General features: G+C 55.8%; 20 protein-coding genes. 6 read left to right on the top strand and 14 right to left on the bottom strand.

The window, feature by feature from the left end; translation table 11 throughout:
* Nucleotides 1-28: 28 nt before the first annotated feature.
* A complete protein-coding gene (locus SIB64_RS14495) occupies nt 29-1,351 on the top strand; it encodes a sodium-dependent transporter (RefSeq protein ID WP_413443043.1) in 1,323 nt (440 codons plus the stop codon).
* Nucleotides 1,352-1,364: 13 nt separating this feature from the next.
* Here the strand turns inward: SIB64_RS14495 and SIB64_RS14490 are convergent, their stop codons facing one another.
* Entirely contained in the window at nt 1,365-1,607 is a 243-nt protein-coding gene (locus SIB64_RS14490) for a hypothetical protein (protein WP_413440896.1), read from the bottom strand.
* Nucleotides 1,608-1,630: 23 nt separating this feature from the next.
* A complete protein-coding gene (cysS, locus tag SIB64_RS14485) occupies nt 1,631-3,127 on the bottom strand; it encodes a cysteine--tRNA ligase (protein ID WP_413440895.1) in 1,497 nt (498 codons plus the stop codon).
* A gap of 16 nt (nt 3,128-3,143) precedes the next feature.
* On the opposite strand from cysS, the gene SIB64_RS14480 reads away from it, so the two are divergent.
* The gene (locus SIB64_RS14480) at nt 3,144-3,362 is read left to right on the top strand and encodes a hypothetical protein (RefSeq protein WP_413440894.1); all 219 of its coding nucleotides are present in this window, start codon (nt 3,144-3,146) and stop codon (nt 3,360-3,362) included.
* Nucleotides 3,363-3,489: 127 nt separating this feature from the next.
* On the opposite strand, the gene SIB64_RS14475 is transcribed toward SIB64_RS14480, so the two are convergent.
* Nucleotides 3,490-3,927, bottom strand: coding sequence for a hypothetical protein (locus tag SIB64_RS14475; RefSeq protein ID WP_413440893.1), 438 nt, complete (start codon nt 3,925-3,927; stop codon nt 3,490-3,492).
* Between SIB64_RS14475 and SIB64_RS14470 the strand changes: the two genes are divergently transcribed.
* Together SIB64_RS14470 and SIB64_RS14465 are read left to right on the top strand one after the other, a co-directional pair.
* A complete protein-coding gene (locus tag SIB64_RS14470) occupies nt 3,904-4,173 on the top strand; it encodes a hypothetical protein (protein ID WP_413440892.1) in 270 nt (89 codons plus the stop codon). The two genes, SIB64_RS14475 and SIB64_RS14470, sit on opposite strands and share 24 nt — an antisense overlap.
* Before the next feature lie 11 nt (nt 4,174-4,184).
* Nucleotides 4,185-5,402, top strand: a complete 1,218-nt coding sequence (locus tag SIB64_RS14465; protein ID WP_413440891.1) for a hypothetical protein — start codon at nt 4,185-4,187, stop codon at nt 5,400-5,402.
* Nucleotides 5,403-5,666: 264 nt separating this feature from the next.
* On the opposite strand, the gene polA is transcribed toward SIB64_RS14465, so the two are convergent.
* From polA to SIB64_RS14450, 3 genes are read right to left on the bottom strand one after another with little or no spacing between them, the layout of a single operon-like run.
* Nucleotides 5,667-8,675 (bottom strand): DNA polymerase I, encoded by a 3,009-nt coding sequence (gene polA, locus SIB64_RS14460; protein ID WP_413440890.1) that lies wholly within the window; start codon nt 8,673-8,675, stop codon nt 5,667-5,669.
* Nucleotides 8,620-8,817 (bottom strand): hypothetical protein, encoded by a 198-nt coding sequence (locus tag SIB64_RS14455; protein ID WP_413440889.1) that lies wholly within the window; start codon nt 8,815-8,817, stop codon nt 8,620-8,622. Before SIB64_RS14455 ends, polA begins: the two co-directional genes overlap by 56 nt.
* A gap of 14 nt (nt 8,818-8,831) precedes the next feature.
* Complete coding sequence (locus SIB64_RS14450; protein ID WP_413443042.1) at nt 8,832-9,953, bottom strand: efflux RND transporter periplasmic adaptor subunit; 1,122 nt, start codon at nt 9,951-9,953, stop codon at nt 8,832-8,834.
* A 109-nt stretch (nt 9,954-10,062) separates the two neighbouring features.
* Between SIB64_RS14450 and ychF the strand changes: the two genes are divergently transcribed.
* Nucleotides 10,063-11,154 carry a redox-regulated ATPase YchF gene (gene ychF / locus SIB64_RS14445; protein WP_413440888.1) on the top strand — a complete coding sequence of 364 codons (1,092 nt, stop codon included), beginning with the start codon at nt 10,063-10,065 and terminating at the stop codon, nt 11,152-11,154.
* Nucleotides 11,155-11,499: 345 nt separating this feature from the next.
* Here the strand turns inward: ychF and SIB64_RS14440 are convergent, their stop codons facing one another.
* Both SIB64_RS14440 and SIB64_RS14435 read right to left on the bottom strand, forming a co-directional pair.
* Nucleotides 11,500-12,624 carry a hypothetical protein gene (locus SIB64_RS14440; protein ID WP_413440887.1) on the bottom strand — a complete coding sequence of 375 codons (1,125 nt, stop codon included), beginning with the start codon at nt 12,622-12,624 and terminating at the stop codon, nt 11,500-11,502.
* A 362-nt stretch (nt 12,625-12,986) separates the two neighbouring features.
* The gene (locus tag SIB64_RS14435) at nt 12,987-14,207 is read right to left on the bottom strand and encodes an MFS transporter (RefSeq protein WP_413443041.1); all 1,221 of its coding nucleotides are present in this window, start codon (nt 14,205-14,207) and stop codon (nt 12,987-12,989) included.
* 65 nt (nt 14,208-14,272) lie between these two features.
* On the opposite strand from SIB64_RS14435, the gene SIB64_RS14430 reads away from it, so the two are divergent.
* Nucleotides 14,273-15,907 carry an alpha/beta hydrolase gene (locus SIB64_RS14430; protein ID WP_413440886.1) on the top strand — a complete coding sequence of 545 codons (1,635 nt, stop codon included), beginning with the start codon at nt 14,273-14,275 and terminating at the stop codon, nt 15,905-15,907.
* On the opposite strand, the gene SIB64_RS14425 is transcribed toward SIB64_RS14430, so the two are convergent.
* The 6 genes from SIB64_RS14425 to SIB64_RS14400 form a co-directional block, all read right to left on the bottom strand.
* Nucleotides 15,901-16,920, bottom strand: a complete 1,020-nt coding sequence (locus SIB64_RS14425) for an ABC transporter permease (RefSeq protein WP_413440885.1) — start codon at nt 16,918-16,920, stop codon at nt 15,901-15,903. The genes SIB64_RS14430 and SIB64_RS14425 overlap by 7 nt on opposite strands.
* Entirely contained in the window at nt 16,920-18,494 is a 1,575-nt protein-coding gene (locus SIB64_RS14420; RefSeq protein ID WP_413443040.1) for an ABC transporter substrate-binding protein, read from the bottom strand. The genes SIB64_RS14425 and SIB64_RS14420 overlap by 1 nt, the downstream gene beginning before the upstream one ends.
* 42 nt (nt 18,495-18,536) lie before the next feature.
* Nucleotides 18,537-18,764, bottom strand: a complete 228-nt coding sequence (locus SIB64_RS14415; protein ID WP_413440883.1) for a hypothetical protein — start codon at nt 18,762-18,764, stop codon at nt 18,537-18,539.
* A gap of 123 nt (nt 18,765-18,887) precedes the next feature.
* A complete protein-coding gene (locus SIB64_RS14410; RefSeq protein WP_413440882.1) occupies nt 18,888-20,204 on the bottom strand; it encodes a homoserine dehydrogenase in 1,317 nt (438 codons plus the stop codon).
* Between the two features lie 60 nt (nt 20,205-20,264).
* Nucleotides 20,265-20,687, bottom strand: a complete 423-nt coding sequence (locus SIB64_RS14405) for a SufE family protein (RefSeq protein ID WP_413440881.1) — start codon at nt 20,685-20,687, stop codon at nt 20,265-20,267.
* Nucleotides 20,688-20,695: 8 nt separating this feature from the next.
* Complete coding sequence (locus SIB64_RS14400; protein ID WP_413440880.1) at nt 20,696-21,100, bottom strand: hypothetical protein; 405 nt, start codon at nt 21,098-21,100, stop codon at nt 20,696-20,698.
* Between the last annotated feature and the right edge of the window lie 3 nt (nt 21,101-21,103).

Below are 21,103 nucleotides of genomic sequence, written 5' to 3'. Positions count from 1 at the left end.
GCCCTCCAGGATTGGTTGGTGGATTGCGATGGCGGCACGGGAGCAATGGCGCTCGGGGCTTGGGTTTGTTCTCGCCGCAGCGGGCAGCGCAGTGGGTCTGGGCAATCTCTGGGGCTTCGCTTATCGCGCCTCCCAGGGAGGCGGTGGTGCGTTTCTGGTTCTTTACGTCCTGATCGTGTTGGTGGTCTGCCTGCCGGTGCTTGTTGCAGAGATGGTGCTGGGCCGCAGTACCGGGAAGAGCCCTCTCCTGGCGCCGGTTCAGGCCGCTGGTCGCACCTGGATGCCACTCGGTTGGCTATTCGTGCTGGCAGCTTCGGGAATCTTGGCGTTTTATGCCGTTCTGATGGGCTGGACTGGTGCCACGCTCGTACAAACCCTGAGCCAGGGCTTACCCGCAGACAAACTGGCGGCGAAGGAGTTCTTCGAGGGGCTGAGTGGAGGTAGGTCTGCCCTGATCGGACAATCTCTCAGCTTGATTGCAACGGCCACAGTCGTCGCGGCAGGAGTTCGGGGTGGCATCGAGCGACTCTCTCGCTGGGGGCTGCCCCTTCTCTTCGTGCTTTTGGTCGGCCTCGCGATTTGGGCCGCGGGACTAGACGGTGCTGGTGAGGGATATCGAACGTTCCTGCTGCGCTGGGACAGTTCTCAGTTCACAAATCTCACCACCATTCGCAATGCCTTTACCCAGGCGTTCTTCTCGATTGGAACCGGAATCGGTTGCATCCTTGCCTATGCGGCCTATCTGGATAGCAATGCTCGCCTTCCAAGGGAAGCGGTCGCCGTTGTCGGGATGGATACGGCCGTTGGCGTCCTCGCTGGCATGGTCACTTTCCCCGTTGTGATGAGTTTTGATCTTCAGGGACTTATTAGTGCGTCCACGCTTGGGACGATCTTCATTGCTTTGCCAACGGGCTTGGCATCGCTCGGATCGGCAGGTCAGCTGGTTGCAATTCTCTTCTTTGGTCTGGCTTTGATTGCTGCAATCACCTCAGCAGTGTCTCTTCTGGAGGTGCCGGTGGCCTGTCTGATTGACCGTCTCGGCTGGAGCAGAACGCGTGCAGTTTGGGTTTCTACGGTATTGATTTTCGTGGCTGGCTTGCCCGCTGCCACGTCAACCGACGTTCTGGGCTGGATGGATTCGGTGTTCGGCGGATTGTTGCTGATTCTCGGTGGCCTGCTCTTGGCAGTGCTCTTGGGCTGGGTTGTACCGGATCGCTTCCGGCAAGACCTCAAGAACTCAGGCACATCACCTCAACTCGGCCAACTTCTACTCGTCATGCTCCGCTGGGTGTCGCCGCCGGTTGTTGCGATTGGTCTGGCTATCAGCGTTGCGGATCTGCTTAAAGGCTGAATCCATCTCCTCATCAGGCTTTTGGATCCGGTTTGTCTTGCATCAGCGTTTGCATCTTCCGGATCCGGATCAGCATTTTTTGCCACACCTCAAGTTTCCAGATCTGTTCGGCATCACCGCCAGAGGCCAGTTCGGCCTGATCAGCCAATTTGGCGTCCAGATTTTCCCCTGCCTCGAAGGCTTTCATCAGCTCCATCTCCAGCTTCGCCGTCTCCATGAAGTTGAAGCGCTTGAGCCAGAGCATCCGATAAGGCACGAAGTGGCGGCAGTCTGACTGGATCAGGTGCGAATCCAGTCCGTGACTCCTCCAGGTTTGTCGATCAGTTCAATCCCTTGAGTGAGCAGTTGTTCACGAATCCGGTCAGCTGCTGCAAAATTCTTGGCTTGTTTTGCGGCCTTGCGCGCAGAGATCGCTGCTTCGATGGCGTCGGTGTCCTCTGTCCCCGCGTGGGCCTCTTCCATCGGTGTCGAAGGCTCATGTCGCAGCCCCAGAACCGCTGCGAGCTCGCGAAACAACTGCCAGCGCTGATGAAAAGCGGTGAGCTCATCCTTTTGATTCAGTTGATCTCCTCGTTCCAGTCGGTTGGCGAGGGACCTCAGTGGTTTGGCCAGTTCAAAAAGAACCGCGAGGGCACCAGAGCTGTTGAGGTCCTGATCCATGGCATCGGTGAAACGGTCGCGCGCGCCAAGTAAGACCTCATCCACAGCCGAGTTCAGGGCATTCATGGCTCCTGATGGCAGAGATTGAGGTTTGGGCCAGTTCAAGACTTCAAAAAATTGACTGCCAAGGCCGAGAGCAGTGTTCAGGCCTTTCCATCCTGTGCTTGCGGCCTCGAGAGCTTCAGCTGTGAAATCCAGCGGTTTCCGGTAGTGCGCCTGGAGCACAAAGAGTCTCAGCGTCATTGCTGAGACGCCGCTATCGAGGAGTGCACGGATTGTTGTGAAGTTGCCAAGGGACTTTGACATTTTTGTGCCACCCACATTCACCATGCCGTTGTGCATCCAGATGCGGGCTAGCTGCGCTTCATTGGCTGTTTCGGATTGTGCAATCTCATTTTCATGGTGCGGGAAGACAAGATCTCCTCCACCGAGATGAATATCGATTGTTTTTCCAAATTCCTCTCGAACCATGGCTGAGCATTCGATGTGCCAGCCGGGGCGCCCGCGGCCCCAGGGTGATTCCCAGCCAGGTTCTCCGTCCTTGGTTTTTTTCCAGAGTGCGAAGTCAAAAGGATGTCGCTTGCGTTCTTCTTCTCCTTCATTGGTGCGACCACTGGCTCCCTTCTGTTGTTCATAAGGGTCTCTCCCACTAAGCTGACCATAATTCTTTGCTTTGGAAATATCGAAATACACGTCGCCATCAGAGCTGTAGGCAGCTCCCTTATTTTCAAGTTCCCCGATCAGAGTTTGAATGCCTGGGATGCAACATGTTGCCCGAGGCATTTTGTCTGCGGGCAGAATATGAAGGCGAGCCATGTCGATTTCAAAGGCCTTGATATTTTTTTCACTTACCTCTTGCATTGTGGACCCTTCGGAGTTTGCCTTCTTTAGTATTTTGTCGTCGATATCTGTATAGTTTTGCACAAATGTGACGTCGTAATCACGCCAGATCAGATAACGCCGTAAGACATCCCAGTTGATATAGCTGCGTGCATGGCCAAGGTGGCAAAGGTCGTAAACCGTGACCCCACAGCAATAGATCATCGCCTTTCCGGCCTCCAGTGGCACGAAGTCTTCGGTGCGATTGCTCAGGCTGTTCGTGAGGCGCAGGGGCAAAGGTCTGATCAGGCTCTTGAAGGAGGTTACGGCCTTGCAAAAAGTCCCTCTTCGTTTTGATCCACTTGCTCGCTATGCAGGAAGCCTGTTGCGTGTATTTGAGCCGGTTCACGGATTTTCAGTGGATCGAATGCCTTCAAAAATTGTTCACATAAATGAAAACGCTTTTGCTTCCAGCAATGTTGTCGATATGCGAAGAAATAATTTAGTTCTTTGCGGTGAAGATTTCGATTGAGCTTGTTTTTGTTATCGATACGACAAGTAGACCTTTTGCCATGCTCTTAGTCCCTTGCTTTTGGGGCCGGATGGGGCACTGGGACTGAGTTTTTAGCAATTGACATTCCCTGTCCCCATGCCTCCTTCTAACCAGCCTGATCCAAAGCAGCTTCAAGAAGGAGGAGGAGGTGGCCGAGGTCCGCAAGGCGGAGGCGGCGACAAGCCTGAGCACGGAGGTGGAGGTCGTCCGCCTGGAGGCCAAGAAGGGCATGAACATGGCCCTGGTGGGCATGGTCAAGAGCCTGGCGGCCAGGGACCGAAGGGAGGAGGCGGCCAGGGACCGAAGGGAGGAGGCGGCGACAAGCCTGAGCACGGGGGAGGAGGTCGTCCGCCTGGAGGCCAAGAAGGGCATGAACATGGCCCTGGTGGGCATGGTCAAGAGCCCGGCGGCCAGGGACCGCAGGGAGGAGGCGGCCGAGGGCCCGATCAAGCAGGAGGCGGCGACAAGCCTGAGCACGGAGTTGGAGGTCGTCCGCCTGGAGGCCAAGGAGGGCATGAACATGGCCCTGGTGGTCATGGCCCACAGCCTGGCGGCCAGGGACCGAAGGGAGGAGGCGGCCGAGGGCCCGATCAAGCAGGAGGCGGCGAAAAGCCTGAGCACGGAGTTGGAGGTCGTCCGCCTGGAGGCCAAGGAGGGCATGAACATGGCCCTGGCGGTCATGGCCCACAGCCTGGCGGCCAGGGACCGCAGGGAGGCGGCGGCGGATCTCGAGATGAAAATTTTGGAGGAAACTCTTTCTTCAAAAATAAAAAGCAGCTGCAAAATGTGAATTCGGCTCAGATGGGTGAGCTTCACTCTGATCACATTGGGGCTTTAAAATCTTCCCACGTCAGACACATCAACCCTGATGCGATTAGGGGTTTGGGTGCCAAGCAGATTGTCCATCTTGAAGATGATGCGATCGGGGCTCTTGATGCCACACAGTTCGGAAATTTGAGACCGAAAGTTTTAAGGAAATTGGATCGTGATCAGATCGAGGCTATTCAGCCTGAAGCATTCTCTGGAATGAATGAAAAGCAGGTCAGAGGGCTCAATCCTTCGATGTTGAAATCCATGTCGGAGGATCAAATCAATGCCTTCTCCCCCAGCGTTGTGGGACGTCTCAATCGTAAGCAGATCACTGCCATCGATCCTGATGTGTTCAGTGAACTGGATCAAGGATTTCTGTCCGGCTGCGGAAAGGCGCAGGCGAAAGGAGTCACACGAAAGCAGCTGTCCAAGCTAAGCCAAGACAGCGTCAGTTTGTTGCCTGAGCGTTTTCTGGAGGGCTTGTCGCGTTCAAAGCTGTCTGTACTTGGCCTGCGCCCAGGACAGCTTGCCGCTGTTGAGCATGAACACGCCTATACCCACACCCATGGGGATGATGACGGTGGTTCTCCTCAGGAGCATGACCATCGCTATTTCCATTCACATGTGATGTTCAAAGGGGAAGATCACGATCATGATTTAGACAGACATTTGGCGAATGACCTTGGTTATGATCCTGATCATGATGATGGAACCCATTCTGGGGATGACAGCAGTGATTTTGAGCTGGGGTTAGGCCTAACAAAGATTATTAATCGGAACCATAATCACACCTATGAGCATACGCATGGTGGCCCGGATGGCGGGGCTCCAGTGTTGCATGAGCATAATTATGACCACAAACACCGCTATCCTGGAGGTATTTTTGGGCATGATCATCTGATCGGAAGGCATTTGAGTGAGGATCAATCTTTTGATCCCATTCATGACGATGGCACTCATTCCGGTGCATTCAGCGCTCCTGAATTAGGTTTGGCAATGTTGTTGCGACATAATCATCAATATGAGCATGAGCATGGTAATGATGACCGTGCTACGGATGTTTTGCACAATCATAATTATAGCCATTTTCACGTTATCGCTTCTCTGCCGTTGATGTTAGCTCCTGGGCATCTGCATACATTGGCTGAACATCTTGCCAATGATAATGAGTTTGATCCCGTCCATGACGACGGCACCCATTCTGCATAGGCTGAAAGGTTGGCTCTTTAATTGGAATAAGATAATAGGCATGATCGGAGGGATCCGCGTCTCGTTGGACATAGGCAATTCTCAGATGCTGACGTTTTTGTATGGCGTCTAAGATCTCATAATCAGATAGTTCTTGCGATGTAAAAAGTGATCTAATCGCAAAAATTGTCTTCTGCCTTGTTGTCAAAGAATTTGATTATAAGGTTTGTTTCGTTCAAGGCTAAATATTTGATATGGCTCGTTTTCACGGTTTTTCTGAAAATCTTATTTGGCTTCCATCCAATTCGCCCCCACCCCAGTTTCCGCCACCAGAGGCACGCTGAGCTTCACGGCGTTCTCCATGGTCTGCACCACAAGATCTCGGGTGCTCTTCAGGGCATCGGGTGCCACTTCCAGCACCAACTCATCGTGCACCTGCAGCAGCAGTTGGGCTGGAAGCCCTTGGTTCTGCAGGGCTGCTTGCAGCTGCACCATCGCCACCTTGATGATGTCGGCGCTGGATCCCTGAATCGGCGCGTTGGCGGCGGCCCGCAGTTGCTGCGCCTCCATGCCGCCGCGGCGGGCCACATCCAGTTCGATCGCCAAGGGGTCTTTGCCCAGCAGTCGGCCCAGGCCGTTGCGGTCGAAATGGAACGGTCGCCTGCGGCCGAGGATGGTTTCCACGTAGCCGCGGCTTAACGCGAGTCGTTCCTGCAACTCCAGGAAGGCGAACACCTTCGGGTAGCGCTGCTTGTATTTGGCCAGGAACTCCTTGGCCTCGGTCTGGCTTACGCCGGTTTCCCGCGCGAAGCGCTGGGCCCCCATGCCGTAGATGACGCCGAAGTTGATGGTCTTGCCCAGTCGACGTTCATCGGCACTCACCTCGTCTTTGTCCAGGAGCAACCGAGCGGTCAGCGCATGCACGTCATCGCCAGTGCGGTATGCCTCCTGCAGCACCTCTTCGCCCGAGAGGTGGGTGAGGATGCGCAGCTCGATCTGGGAGTAGTCGGCGCTGAGCAGGGTCCAGCCCTCCTGCGGCAGGAAGGCCTTGCGGATGCGTCGGCTGTACTCGGTTCGCACTGGGATGTTCTGCAGATTGGGGTTGCTGCTGCTCAGCCGTCCCGTTGCCGTCACGGCTTGGTTGAAATCGGTGTGGACCCGCCCGGTTTCCGCTTCCACCAGCTGCGGCAGGGCGTCGATGTAGGTGCTCTTGAGCTTGCTGAGCACCCGATGTTCCAGCACCAGGGGCACCACCGGATGGTCGTTGCCCAGTTTTTCCAGCACGGTGGCGTCGGTGCTGAAACCGGTTTTGGTGCGGCGGGATTTCTTTCGATCCAGGCCAAGGGTGTCGAAGAGCAGTTCTCCCAGCTGCTTGGGCGAGGCCAGGTTGAACTCCACCCCTGCGGCTGCTTTGGCGTCGGATTCCAGTCGTTGCAGGGTGCTGCCCATCTCCTCCGAGAGGCCCTGGAGATAGGGCACATCGATGCGGATGCCGGTGGCCTCCATCCGGGCCAGCACCGGTTCCAGCGGCTGCTCCACCTGTTCAAGCAACGGCAGCAGCTGGGGACCCATTGCCTCCAGCTGACTGCGCAGCAGCAGAGCCAGCCGCCGGGTGACATGAACGTCCATGCCGCAGTACAGGCTGGCGGGCTTCAGCGGTACATCGGCGAAGGTTTGTTTCTTGCCCACCAGATCCGTAAAGGGGGTGGGCTGGAACCCGAATTCGCGTTCGGACATCAGCTCCAGACCATGTTTGGCGGCTGCATCGCGCAGGTAATCCGCCAGCAGGGTGTCGATCACGACACCCTCAAGGGCAACGCCGTGACGGAACAGGATCAAGCGGTCGTACTTGGCGTTCTGAAGCGTTTTGGGGTGGTGGTTGCTGGCCAGCCATGGCGCGAGAGCCCCGAGCACGGTTTCCAAAGGCAGCTGCTCAGGACTGCTGTCATCTTTCGTCTTGTGTCCGATGGGGATGTAAGCCAGATCGTCCAGGGCCTCTCCCCAGCAGACGCCGATGCCCACCAGTTCAGCTTTGAACGGATTGAGGTCTGTGGTTTCGGTGTCCACCGCCACTGGGCTGGAGGTGTTGGTGCTGGCCATCAACCGCGATACCAGACCATCCAGCTCAGCTGTGCTTTGGATCAATTGAGGACGCAGTGCAGGAGTTGTGTCTGATGAAACCTGCGAGGGTTCTCCAGGCCCAACAGCTGCTGATGCGTTGCGCTGCGATGCCCTGTCAGCAGTGCTGCTGTGTGTGGCTGGAGGTGATTGTTCAGTGTTCGCGCCGTATCCACCTTCGGAAAATGCTGCAACAAACCCGCCGACCTGCCGAAGCAAGCTGTTCAGTTCCAGATCTTTGAGTCGTTCGCTCAACCCATCGGCATCAACCGCTTTTAACGGAAGTGACGGCTCCAGGGGCAAGGGGATGTCCACGAGGATCTCGGCCAGCTTGCGGGAGAGATAGGCGTTGTCTTTGTCGTTGCGAAGTTTTCCTTTGAGCGCTCCCTTGATCGCGCCACGACTTGCTTTTGGACCCTCAGCTTCCACTTGCTCGAGAGTGGCGTACACCGCATCAAGATCGTTGTTGTCCTTCAACAGGTTGATCGCAGTTTTTGGGCCAACACCTCTCACTCCCGGGATGTTGTCGGAGCTGTCGCCTGTGAGGGCCTTCAGGTCCACCACCTTCTCGGGCATGACGCCAAGCTTCCCCAGGACACCCTCTTCGTTGATCAAGGTTGGTCCGCTGTTTCTGGCATAGGGACCACCGCCCATGTAAAGCACGGCGATGTCCCGTTGGTCATCCACCAACTGGAACAGGTCACGGTCACCTGAGAGAATCCGCACGCGCCAGCCCTGATCCGCGGCCCGGTTGGCCAGGGTTCCAAGTACGTCGTCCGCCTCAAACCCAGGAGCCATGCACAACGGCAGTTGCAGTTGTGCGTTGAGGATCTGCTGAAGCTGGTCCAAATCCTGGAAGAAGATCTCCGGCGCAACGTCTCGGTGCGCCTTGTAGTTTGCGTCGGCTTTGTGGCGGAATGTGGGTTCGGCCGTATCGAAGGCGATGGCCACACCCTGGGGCTTGAGGCTTTTTCCAACATCCAGCAGAGATTTCAAAAAGCCATAGGTGACGCTGGTTGGTCGGCCGTCTTTGGTCGTCAAGCCACCCTCTCCTCCCTTGCTGAATGCGTAGAAGCTACGGAATGCCAGAGAATGGCCGTCTACCAGGAGCAGAAGCGGTTCAGGCCCACCACCATCGGGATTGGACACCTTGGAGGGAATCGCCGGATCGGTCATTCAGAGGGGTGGCGTGATGGGGAGGACGGCTCGGAATCGGAACGCCGGAACGGAGCACGGCCGGAATCCGGGCAGTTGCGACAGGCTGAAACCGCTCCATGGTCGCGTGCTGCTTTGGTCCAGGGGGGCGTGGATGGGGCACAGGATGAGGGTGATTCAGTCCCGTTGCTGGTCTGCCCAGGGAGGGAGGTCGATGAACACACTCGTCCCCGGTTCAACCCCTTTCAAAATCGCGGTCTGATCACCGCTGCTGCTGCCCAGATCAACAGCTTGGAAACTGGGTTGTTGCTCTGGTCCCACGAGCAAAACACCGGGTTGTCCCAGCTCGGTCACGATTGCAACGGTGGGAACAAGGGTGCGCGTCGCACTTCGGCCTGTTTCGAAGTCGATATCAGCAGTCATTCCGATCAACAATTTGCTCGGGGGGTTAATCAGGGTTAACTCCACCTCAAATGAGGTGACATTGTTCTGTTTCTGCGCTCTGGGTGCGATCTCTTTCACTTCTGCCAGAAAGCGTTCGTCTGGGTAGGCATCCACCCGGACTTCGGCTTTCTGACCGATCGCGATTCGTCCAATGTCGCTTTCCGGTACCCGAGCCACCGCCTCAAGACCCTGCGACAACTCAATCACCGATGAACTGGTTGCACCGGCATTGGTGGATGCTGAGGTAGTCGGGGTTACGTAAGCACCCGGTTCTGCATAACGCGCTGTGACGGTTCCATTGAAAGGTGCTCGGATCACAAGCTGTCGACCCTCTTGCTGGAGTTGCTGAATTCGTTCTCGCGCTGCATGCAGGCGAGCCTGGGCCGAGACCATGTCGCTTCTGAATTGGCTGAATTCATCAGCGCTGACAACTCCCTGGCGATAAAGGTTTTCCCGGCGTTTGAAAATATCTGCACTGGCTGTGTACTGGGCCTCGGCATCACGCAGCTGCGCCTGGCGTTCCTCCAATCGATCACGGAAATCGCCGCGATCCATTACGGCAATCACCTGATCTGCCTGGATGTCGTCGCCCTCCTCCACCAGCAGTTGCTCTAACAGTCCTCCATTACGGGGGCTGACATTCACGCGACGCACCGCTTTCAGCTCGCCGCTCGCAGTGACGATTCCAGAGAGAGACCCCTGCGTGGCTTCCACGGTGTAGGGGGTTAGATCTTTCATGCTCCCTTGGGCGAAGCCGAAACGCCAGATCACTCCACCAAAGGCCGCCAGCACTGCCGTCAGAAGCAGAAGCCGGTACCGCCTCCGTGGTTTCTGGGCAGGCAGGGCCGTGGGCATGGTCGATTGAGCGGCATGGGTTGGTGTGTTGGTGGGTCGTTCTTCGATCAGCACCATGGGCCCACAAAACTTCACAACATTCTCGCGCCCGCTCGGTAGATTCCGGCGCATGCTTAAAGCCGGAATTGTCGGACTGCCCAATGTTGGCAAGTCCACCCTGTTCAACGCGCTCGTGGCCAATGCCCAGGCCCAGGCTGCGAACTTCCCCTTCTGCACGATTGAGCCGAATGTCGGCACGGTTGCTGTTCCTGATGAACGCCTCGAACAGCTCACTGACCTCAGCAAGAGCAAGGAGACGATTCCAACGCGGATGGAGTTTGTTGATATCGCGGGATTGGTGAAGGGGGCCAGTCAGGGTGAAGGCCTGGGCAATAAATTTCTGGCCAACATCCGGGAAGTGGATGCCATCGTTCATGTGGTTCGTTGCTTTGAAGACGATGACGTCATTCATGTATCTGGTTCAATTGGGCCAGCTCGTGATGCTGAAGTCATTAATCTTGAACTTGGACTTGCTGATCTGTCCCAGATCGAAAAACGTCGTGAACGTCTGAAGAAACAGGCGCGAACCAGTAAGGAAGCTCAGCTGGAGGATGCTGCTCTCGAACGAATTCAGGAAGTTCTTGAGCAGGGTGGGTCCGCGCGATCTGTTGAACTTAATGATGAGGAGATCGCTCTGATCAAGCCACTGGGTCTGCTCACTTCAAAACCGATCATCTATGCCACCAATGTGAGCGAGGAGGAACTGGCTGGGGGCAATGGGTTCTGTGAGGAAGTTGTCACTTTGGCCGCTCAGGAGGGAGCCGAGACGGTTCGAATTTCCGCTCAGGTGGAAGCCGAACTGATCGAGCTCGGCGATGACGAACGCCAGGATTACCTCCAGGGGTTAGGGGTCGAGGAAGGGGGGTTGCGGAGTTTGATTCGCGCCACCTACAGACTGCTTGGATTGCGCACATACTTCACAACAGGAGAGAAAGAGACCAGGGCTTGGACTTTCAAAGCTGGGATGTCAGCTCCGCAGGCTGCGGGAGTGATCCATACCGATTTTGAACGTGGTTTCATACGAGCTCAAACCATCGGTTGGGAGAAGCTGATTGATGCTGGTTCAATTGCAGAAGCGCGCACCAAAGGATGGTTGCGTAGTGAGGGTAAGGATTATCTGGTGAAGGAAGGGGACGTCATGGAGTTCCTGTTTAACGTTTGAGAGGGCTGAACTTCGGCTGGGTTTTCTTGCCGAGTGCACCATTTTGAACCAATGATCCTTTGGTTATTCTCGCAATCAAAGACCAATGATCTCAGTGGATCAGGGATATTATCAGGCCGGTATTTGTTTGATCCATAGAACTTCAGTAGTTCTGTTCATCATCCATGGTTTGGACCTGAAGATATGTTCTGAATGTGTTGTTACGTTGGTTGGTATGTATGATTTTCGTGTAAAAGCTGTCAAGATTGATTGATGTGCTGAACATGTAGCAATGCGTGATTGGAGTCCATCTTTCGCGCGTTAAGGTTCCGGTAAAGTCGTCTGTATTGGGTGGTTTTGATATGGTTAAACAGTCTTTGGTGCTAGTCTGGGATTGATTCTTGACGCTATGCGTTCAAGGCTGTCTGTGAAAAAATACCATGATTTTGGATTGATTTGATGGTTAATCCTCCGTACAAGTTGATCGGCGATTGTGTGCATTTCGATCTCTTCGTGGATCGACTGAGGTCTGTAGGTGCATCGTTTTCGTTTGATTAATTCAGGGTCATTTGGAAAATTGTCAGGCCATGGGCTGCCCCATGCTTGCTGGGCAAATAATTCGTTGTGTTTCTCGAAAAATTTGTAGGTTGATTTGGCTAAATGCTTGTTGAATCCCCAGAACGATTGATCTTTCCAGCCTCGCCAGGATTCTTCTTTGAGGATGATTTTTGAAGACCCTTCGATCATTCGATGGTCAATGCCTTCCTGCTTTAAGCGTTCGCTGAGTAGGCGGGAAAGCCATACGCCTCGGATGCCTGGGCTTTGATTGAGATAGCGATTGCTGCAATGGGCCCAGTTGAGTTCCGTCGGCAGCTCAATCGCTTCCAGAAATTGATCAAATGGATCTTGTTGATTCTGTTTAAAGGGAAGAAAAATTGTGTTAATCCCTGCTTGTTTAGCTTCGAGGAGGGGTCCAAAATGGGACCAAAAGTCAAAAATGTGATCGCGTTTGCGGATGAGACCGCGTTGTTTCCCATCGCCTGCTAGCTTTCCCTCCTTGATGGTATCAAGGAAATCATTGAAGCTTAAATGATGGTAGAAGCGTCGTAAGGAATAGGTATAGCGCGAATTGATGTAATCGAGTTGAGAGCGAATAAAGATCACGATTTTTAGATCGTATCCTTTTTTTGAGGCGATGTCTTTGATCTTTTTTAGGGTGTTGGCGTCGTTCAGCGGGACTGAAAATTGTTCAGCGCTGAGAAGAAGGTGCTTATCACTTTCGCTGCTTTTGTCGATGTAATCTTTAAATTTTTTCCATCGTTCATTGCAGATATCTTTGACGAGGCTCTTGAAGGTTGTGACGTGATCCGACGGATATCGATAAATGTAATTCTGTTCGCTGAGTAGATGCCTGTTTTTGTGAAGGCGTTCTTGAATGTAAGTTGATGCGGTTTTGTGTGTTCCAGCATGGATAACCAAGCGTCGTTTCATCTGATGGTTTCGCGCTGAAAAGGTCACCAGTTTGGGTTTAGCACGCCTGGACTGGCTGGGTCTAAAGCAGCGTGGTCCTTGCTTTATGTTGCCCTCTCAAGAATGGATCTTTGATCATGCCTCGCAATGGCGTGTCCGCTCTGGTCCTCTTGGGCTGCTCAGTTTTCTCTTTGCTGGTCGTTCATCCCGCAGAAGCTGTGATGTTCACCTTGCGTCCTGGATCGGTGTTGTCAAAAAGGCCAACCTATAAAGCAGGCGATCGCCTTGACCTGAAAGCTCTTGATGTTCTTGTTGAGGGCCCATCACTGGATCAACAAAATGATTTCTGTCTCTATCGCCTGTTCGACCGTGAATCCAAACCTCTAAGACCTGAACAGGCTTGGATCCCTTGCCACAGTATCGATACCCTGTACGTCGATCCCTGAAGGCGCAGTCTGATTCTGAAGTCGGATCGCAGCGTGTCCGCTGGCATCGAAACGCGGTCTCAGGCGGTAGGCCGTGGGCAGGATTAATACGCAGGCCAGAGCCATCAGCAACCAAAGCAGGACACCGTGCCCCTGTTGATCAAGCAGTTTCCCTCCGAGGAGGGGTGCCACCACAGCACTAATCGCAAAGCACTGAGAAAACAGCGCCATGGCCAGTCCGCGATGTTCGGCAGGCGTTTCCTCGATCACCGCTTCCGTAGCCGTTGGCAGGAAAGCCGCTTGGGCCAGAGCCATGGGAAGCAGGGCCAGCATCACCAGCACGGCACCATGCCTCGTTAAAGCTGATAGCCCAAGGAGCACACTTGCCAGGCTGAAACAACTCAGGCTCAAACTGAGGCCGAAACGCACACTCCGCTCAGCCAGCCAACGACCAATCGGCCACTGCAGAAACACAAGCAGGGTGAGTTGGAAAGCGATCAAGGCCCCGCTGACACTTTCTGATAGACCTGGTCGGTCCAAAGCTCCCCGGACCAGGTCGATGGGCAGGGCGCTTTGCTCAAGCGAGAGGATGCCTGTGGCCACGATGCTGATGGCCAGAACAGGCAGCAAAGGTGTCAGCCAAGAAAAGATCTGACGAAGCTCAAGCGAGGATTGACGGCTCTGATTCCTCTGAAAGGTTCGTTGATCGGCCAAAGGCTTGATGCTCACCAACACCAGCAACAACATCATGCAGACGGCTTCAACTCCGTAAATCAGGCGGAGATGACCTGCTGCAGCTGCAAGGGTGCCAAGGAGGGCGCCGATTCCGAAGCCAAGTGCATCAGCACTCCTGACCAGGGCGTACCCCCGTCCTGATGGCATGGCTCCACAGCTGAGCGGAACCGAAAGTTCGATGGCGGGCCAGTACAGACCCGCAGCAGCTCCCAAGAGGATTTCTCCGACAACGAAGCTGCTGTAGTTGCTCGATTGGAACAGTGTGATGTCGGCGATCACAGCCAGGAGGGTTGTGGCACGAACCGGCCAAGAGCACCGCAATCCACGGTCCAGCAAGGCCCCGCTTAGGAAACGAACGACCGTTCCCACCAATGCTGATATCGCCAGGCCACTACCGACCTGGCTTGCAGAGAAATCAATCGCGTGGAACACCATCGGTGTCATGAACACCACTCCACCGGCTCCGATCGACGCCAGAAGCCGAAGCTGTGTCACATTTCTCAGAGCTGGTGGAAACTGGTTCCACCACTGCAGAGGATTCAGCGTTGTTACGCGGGCGCTCGACAGGACGACGACTCGCAATGGGATTGATGAGCAGTCTGCTGCTCTTCAGCCTTGGACTGTGGCCTCTACGTGCAGCAGAGAGCCTGGAAGTTGAAATCGATGGCGTTGTTCTCCCGATCACCGTCGCTGAGCTTGGTCGCTGGGTCCGCTCCGGCGGACGAACTCGCTCCGAGCTCACCTCTTGGTTGATGCTTTTGGATGCTGAGAGCCGGCAGGGTTTGATTCGATTGCTAGAGGCCCCGGTTCTGACGCAGGGAAGCCTCGGACAACAGATGTTGAGAAGCTGGGCGGCAGTCCCGCTTCTGGATGCATTCGGAGATCTTCTGCGCGTGGAAGATGTCCAACGGGTCAGCAGCGAGCAGGTGCTTGCTGTTCTCGAGCATCTGCTGCGCAGCAAGCCGAGTGTTTCCGTGTTGGATGTGCTTGAAGCGTTGCCCAGTGAGAAAGTCCGTTTGGATTTGGATGCTCTGGTGCTGGCTGCCAGTCGTTGGCGACGTCAGATGAGACGGCATCAGGGCCTAACGGCGAGCCTGGCCCGCTCGAAGGCCCAGCTCTTGCCAAAAGCGTCCGCTGGAGAGCAACTGGACACCACTGCCATGCGGACGGTGGTGCTCTCCGCCCCCCATCGCCCGCAAGGATTGCGAGTCCAGATCTGGCCCGGCTCCCCAGAGTCGCCTGATCAGAGCTCCTGGGTTCTTCTGATGCCAGGCCTGGGCGGTGACCCTGAGCATTTCCATTGGTTGGCGCACGCCATCGCGGCAAAGGGTTGGTCTGTGGCAGTGCTCGATCATCCCGGCAGTGATGCGGCTGCCGTTCAGGCGCTGCTGGAAGGACGTCGCCCATTCGTTGGTAAGCAGGCTCTTTTGGAACGCATCAAGGACCTGGAGATCGCGCTGCATGCTCAGCGTTCCGGTCAGCTGCCGGTCGAGGGGGATCAGGTGGTCCTGATCGGTCATTCACTTGGTGCTCTCACGGCTCTTCTCGCTGGTGGAGTCAGTCCGGTGGATGGCCTCAGAGAGCGCTGCAACCTCGCTTTGGAGGATTTGCCCCTCACCAACCTGTCGCAATTGCTCCAGTGCGAGTTGGCGGCAAGTGGGGTGTTGACCGCTCAACCCCTGACCTCCTCGTTGCGGGCTGTCGTCGGAATCAACAGTTTTGGAAGTCTTGTTTGGCCAATGTTCCAGGCAGGACACCTTGAGCAGCCTTTGCTTCTGATGGGTGGAACGTTGGACCTGATCACCCCTCCGCTCAGTGAGCAACTCGCATTGTTGTCAGCACTAGGGGGGCATCCCGCCAGTCGCGCTGTGATTGTCGAAGGCGCAAGCCATTTTTCCCCGATCCGTGTTGAAGGCCAATCGGCTGGAGGGTCGGGCAATGATCTGTTTCGGTTGAGCGAGGAACTGGTCGGTGTCCAGCCTCTTGAGGTTCAACGGTTGCTGTCAGAGGAGCTGATCCTTTTTCTTCAGCAGGTTGAAGCGGCTGAGCCGATGGGTTCTTCCCGGCATTTGCGTTCCGGCTCGATCCGCTGGCACCGGCTCAATCGGCGAGACGCCGCCCGTCTGGTTCGGGAAAATCAATAACGGATCCGAGGATCAAGGGCTGCCACAAGCAAGTCCACCGCCACACTCACCAACACAACGAGCGCGGCAATCACCACGACAATTCCCTGCACCACAGGGTAATCACGTTGGTTGATCGCCTCTTGCAGCCGCAGCGCAATGCCTGGCCATGAGAACGTCACCTCGATCAGCAGCGCTCCCCCGATAAGAGACGCCACAGTGATTCCCGCAATGGTCAATACAGGTAGGAGCGCATTGGGTAGCCCGTGCCGAAGAATGACCTGACGTTCGGTCAGGCCGCGGCTGCGTGCCGCTTCGACGTAATCGTTACGCAGGGTTCTTCTGAGGTTCAGGCGGAGTGCCGTGGTGAAGGTCCCACTCAAGAGCAGCGCCAGAGTGCCTGCTGGAAGGATGAGGTGGCGAATGGTGCCTCGAAGTCCTGTCCAATCGCCACTGCGTAGGCAGTCGAAGAGGTAAAAACCGCTTCCATCAGGCGGAAGAAGGCTCGGTGGGAAGCGACCACCCACAGGCAACCAGCCAAGACTCACTGCAAACAGGAGTTGCAGAAGCATCGCTACCCAGAAAGGGGGAAGTGCATAGGTCCCGAGGCCATAGAGCCGGCCACTGAGATCGATCTTCCCCTCCGGACGTGCAATGCCGCTAAAGCCAATGCTCAGACCGATGATGGCTGCAGCGATCAGGGCGATCACGCTGAGTTCAAGGCTCGCAGGGAGGGTGCGATTGATGATCGAGCGCACCGGCTCCTGGTTGATCAGCGCCTGACCAAGATCACCCTGAAAAAGGCCCTGCAAGTAGTGCCAGTATTGGTCGAAGAGGGACTGATCCAGGCCCAGTCTGGCCCTCATCTCTGCTTTTGCGTCAGCAGGAGCACGGCTTCCAAGAACGGCATCCACCGGGTCTCCGGGCGCGACCCGCAGCAGCAGAAAGACCAGGGTGGCGATCAGCCAAAGCATCAGAGGCGCAAGACCGAGCCTTGTGGCGCTGTAACGCACCAATTCGCGAGCGCGTCCCATCAATCCATCCTTCTCAACTGGTTCAGGCGAACTCGCCCGCTGCCATCAAAACGGGGTTGGCTGATCGAGGTTTGGCTCCAGGCGCGGGGTGTCTCCAACCAAACTGGAATGTACGCCGATCCTTCGGCCGTGAGATCTTCCAAACGGTGCAGGGGATCCAAGCGCGCCTTACCCCTTAAGACGTCACTGCTGCGCAGGGTGTTCTGCAGTCCAGGGGTCGACCAGAAACTTCCGCTGATTGCGGCTTCTCCCTCCAGGCAGATCTCGCCATTCGCCTTCAAGCAACTCAGTAACGGTGTGAGGTAAGCCTCTGGATCGGGATAACTGCCTCGCCAATCGAGCATGACGGCTTTGAAGGCCCCCTCTCCCAGCTGCCTGTACACCGTTGTTGATTCCACACCGTCCAATGTGATGTTCATGCAATCCGGTAGGTCTCGTTGCACCTGTGCTTGCCAGGTCAGTGCGAAGAGTTTGTCGGCTGGAACATTGGTGCGGAATGTGAGCGGGATGCTGAGGACACGGCCGTTGCAGTAGCCGCTTTCACGCAGCAGGCTGCGTGCTGCTTCGGGGTTATGACTGGGCCAGCTGGGGCGGTTGCCGCCGGGAAGGCTGGGGGGCACTAGCGATTGCAGGGGTTGACGCAGGCCATAACTCACACGCTTGCTGATTTCCAGGCGATCGAGGCTGAGGGCCAATGCCTGCCGCAGCTTGCGATCGTTCAGCGGTTCAACATTGCTAAGCAGAGTCACGTACCCAATTCCCATCGCCGGACCCCGGCCTTCATGCAGTTGCCCTCGCTGAGCCATGTTGTGCAGGGCGTGCCGCTGGTCTTCATCAATGGAGGCCGACAACAACACATCAACTTCGCCACTGGTCAAGGCACCGAACAGAGCGGTGGAGTTGCTGAGGGTGATCAGATCCAGTCCGTCGTTACTCGGTTGCGTGTCCCAGTAGTTCTGAAAAGGCTCCAGGCGTTGTTGATGCTCGCTGAAACTGGTCAGTTTGTAGGGCCCAGTCCCAACGAAACGATCGTGCAGAAATCGATCTTTGTAATTGAGATAAGCCTTCGGAGAAATTGGGGTGAGATTCACCGAAGTGAGCAAGCCTTCTAAAGAAGTGGATGGACGATTCAGCTTCAACACCAGCCGATAGCGGCTAGCAACTTCAACCGCTGCAATCCGATCACCCACGACATAACTGAGGGTTCCGATGTCCAGAAAGCGGCGGATGCTGAAGGCCATTGCCTCAGCATCGAAATGGCTGCCGTCGTGGAAGAGAACGTCCCGGCGCAGAGGAATGGAGATGGTGAGACCGTTGTCGCTGATCTCCGGGGCAGAAGAGGCGAGACGTGGTGTTAACTCTCCTTGTTGATCAAGTCTGTAGAGGGTGTCCCCAAGTGCACTCAGCAGCTGAGTGGTCCCAAGCGTGCTCGCCTGTGCAGGATCGAGGGAACTGATTTTTCCCGAGGAAGCGACGGTCAACCTCGATTGATTAGCGGGCGGCTGGCAAGCCACCTGGGCAAAAGCAAATAAAAGAGTCGATGCAACTCGCAGAAGGCCGCATTGAAATTGGATCTGATCGGACTTCAAATCTCCGTCCGAGTAAACAGAGGATATTTAACAGCTGATTAGGTCAATCTGCTCCAACGGAATCTCGAACACGGGAGAACCCCCCTTCGGGTCGATTGGCCATCGACGCACCCAGCAACGGTCGTGTTGATCGTCGATTCCGATCACCTGAAAGGTCCCTTCATCGCTGCGCAGGTTGACACAGTCACCTTGATGCAGATTCATGATCGGAGGCTGGTCCGAAAGGCTGCAGCCTTGAATGACGACCGTCGGCATGGCGTTCGGTATGAACCGTTGAATGCACAGTTCTGAATCAACAGACCTGCACCTTGATCGATCTTGACACTTTGATCGCTCGGTTGGAGTTCATTTCAGACCTTCTGCGCAGGGCTGTTGAGTTCAAAGGCACCCGAGATGAGCGGCCAGTCCGGAGACCTCCGGCATTTCTCTGATCATCTGTAGAGCATCATTCATTCGACCCTGACTGACTTCATGGGTGATCACCACGATTTCAGCCCCGGCATCCGTTGCGTTGAACTGCACGATTGACTGGATTGAGACGTTTCGATCGCCGAAACAGCTTCCGATCCGTCCAATGACGCCGGGAGTATCGGATGTGTTGAAACGCACGTAATGCCTCTGGCGGATCTTGTCGGAATCGACCAGTTCACAATTGCGCCAGCTTCCCGCAGCAAGCAGTGGATCAAGGCTGCCTCTGCCGTCGGCACTGGCCTGTTTGATTCCCGCGATGTTGAGGATATCGGCCACAACGGCAGAGGCCGTTGGCCCTTCACCGGCTCCTGGCCCGTAGAACATCACCCGACCGATCGGGTCACCTTCCACAAGAATGGCGTTGTTCACGCCATGCACCCCGGCGAGAGGATGGTCTTTGGGAACCAGGGTGGGTTGCACGCGCAGAGACAGCGGCAGAGGCGCATCTGAGGAGGCACCTTCCATCCGTTCTGCAACGGCCAATAATTTCACCCCATATCCCAATTGGTTTGCGTATTCCACATCCCTGCCCTGCAGTTGGCTGATCCCATCTGTTGGTACGGCGCTGCGGTCAACGGCTCCCCCGAAGGCCAGGGTTGAAAGGATGGCGATCTTGTCCGCAGCGTCCAGGCCGTCGACATCAGCCGCCGGATCCGCTTCGGCATACCCCAGACGCTGCGCTTCGGCCAGAACCTCTGCGTAAGCCACTCCCTCGTTGGCCATGCGGGTCAGGATGTAATTGGTTGTGCCATTGATGATCCCGCTGACGCGATCAATCCTGTTCCCACCAAGGGATTGCTTGAGCGGCTCAATGATCGGGATGCCTCCGCCGACGGCTGCTTCGATCAGAACGTAGACACCGGCTTCTGCAGCCGCTTGCGCAATCTCCTGGCCGTGTCGTGCGATCACCGCTTTGTTGGCCGTTACAACTGATTTGCCTGTTTTGATCGCTTGCATGATCAAGCTGCGTGCTGGTTCGATCCCACCAATCACTTCAACTACAACATCAACGGAGGGGTCTAAAACCACCGCCTGGGGGTCAGTTGTCAGGAGTCCCGCAGGCAGTTCGATCGGTCTGGGGCGGCTGAGATCCCTCACTGCAATGCGTCTGAGTTCAAGGTCAGCCACCAGAGGGTGACGCTCCTGGGGAGACAACAGGATTGACGCCACACCACCACCGACAGTGCCCAGACCCAGCAGCCCGACGCCGATCCTTGAAACCATTCCCGTTGATCCGCACTGTTGACAGCCCACCGACTCTATGAATCGGTGGGCTCTCGATCGTCAGCTGGTCTGGGCTCGGGCCTGAGCTTGCATCATCCGCAGGATATTGAGGAACCCATTGGCCCTTGATGGCGTCAAACTTGCCTGTAGCCCTGTCGCTTCAATGAAAGCCGGATCGACGGCCTGAACTTGCTCGGGAGTGAGCCCGTCCAGACCTTGAATAAGGAGTGCCAGTAAACCCTTGGTGATCAGGGCATCGGAATCGCCGCGCCAGTGCATAACGCCATTCTCAAGTTCTCCACGAACAAACACTTGGGAGACGCATCCTCTGACGCGTATGTCATCCGTCTGTTCCTCCGTCGGTAGGGGCTTGAGTTTTTTGGCGAGCCAGAGAACGTACTCGTAGCGTCGTTTTGGGTCTGCAGTGCTGCCCAGTCGTTCCACCATCTTGTCCAAAGCCTCACTGCCGGTCTGGGTGGCCATGGCTTTGATCAGATGCGTCGACGTCGCACGCTAACCAGCAAGCCGACCATCGCCATGATGAATGGACCTTGTACGACTTCATCGATTCGGACACGTCCTGAGCTAACTGGGATTTCCAAGTAGTCACGATGGCCTGGGCCACCATCGACCTGAAGCTCATGGCGTCCGTCTTTCACGTCGCTGAGGTCAAGCCGGAGCAGCCCATTGGTGTCAGTGCGTCCGAGTTCAGGACCAGGACTTCCGTCGTCATTCAGCAATCTGATAACAGCGCCGGTGGCAGGTTTTCCGTTGGAGAATTCGCTTTTCAGCTCGAGTTCACCCTCCAAATACCCCAGAGCAGTTTCAATTTGGTGGGCCTGGGATGGTGCCCCGATAGCTGCTGATATCAGCAATGTCGCAAGAACGGATCGCATCGC

Source organism: Synechococcus sp. MIT S1220 (assembly GCF_047303025.1).
GTDB lineage: Bacteria > Cyanobacteriota > Cyanobacteriia > PCC-6307 > Cyanobiaceae > Parasynechococcus.
The sequence above is the reverse complement of the archived record's forward strand: the minus strand, read 5'-3'. Positions and strand labels throughout refer to the sequence as shown.

What these genes read in the sequence shown, in the direction of transcription:
- SIB64_RS14440 (WP_413440887.1), bottom strand. Translation starts at nt 12,624, where the DNA reads ATGAAACGACGCTTGGTTATCCATGCTGGAACACACAAAACCGCATCA.
- SIB64_RS14465 (WP_413440891.1), top strand. Translation starts at nt 4,185, where the DNA reads ATGGGTGAGCTTCACTCTGATCACATTGGGGCTTTAAAATCTTCCCAC.
- polA (WP_413440890.1), bottom strand. Translation starts at nt 8,675, where the DNA reads ATGACCGATCCGGCGATTCCCTCCAAGGTGTCCAATCCCGATGGTGGT.
- SIB64_RS14405 (WP_413440881.1), bottom strand. Translation starts at nt 20,687, where the DNA reads ATGGCCACCCAGACCGGCAGTGAGGCTTTGGACAAGATGGTGGAACGA.
- SIB64_RS14410 (WP_413440882.1), bottom strand. Translation starts at nt 20,204, where the DNA reads ATGGTTTCAAGGATCGGCGTCGGGCTGCTGGGTCTGGGCACTGTCGGT.
- SIB64_RS14450 (WP_413443042.1), bottom strand. Translation starts at nt 9,953, where the DNA reads ATGCCCACGGCCCTGCCTGCCCAGAAACCACGGAGGCGGTACCGGCTT.
- SIB64_RS14400 (WP_413440880.1), bottom strand. Translation starts at nt 21,100, where the DNA reads ATGCGATCCGTTCTTGCGACATTGCTGATATCAGCAGCTATCGGGGCA.
- SIB64_RS14435 (WP_413443041.1), bottom strand. Translation starts at nt 14,207, where the DNA reads ATGACACCGATGGTGTTCCACGCGATTGATTTCTCTGCAAGCCAGGTC.
- SIB64_RS14425 (WP_413440885.1), bottom strand. Translation starts at nt 16,920, where the DNA reads ATGGGACGCGCTCGCGAATTGGTGCGTTACAGCGCCACAAGGCTCGGT.
- SIB64_RS14470 (WP_413440892.1), top strand. Translation starts at nt 3,904, where the DNA reads ATGGCCCTGGTGGTCATGGCCCACAGCCTGGCGGCCAGGGACCGAAGG.
- SIB64_RS14495 (WP_413443043.1), top strand. Translation starts at nt 29, where the DNA reads ATGGCGGCACGGGAGCAATGGCGCTCGGGGCTTGGGTTTGTTCTCGCC.
- SIB64_RS14415 (WP_413440883.1), bottom strand. Translation starts at nt 18,764, where the DNA reads ATGCCGACGGTCGTCATTCAAGGCTGCAGCCTTTCGGACCAGCCTCCG.
- ychF (WP_413440888.1), top strand. Translation starts at nt 10,063, where the DNA reads ATGCTTAAAGCCGGAATTGTCGGACTGCCCAATGTTGGCAAGTCCACC.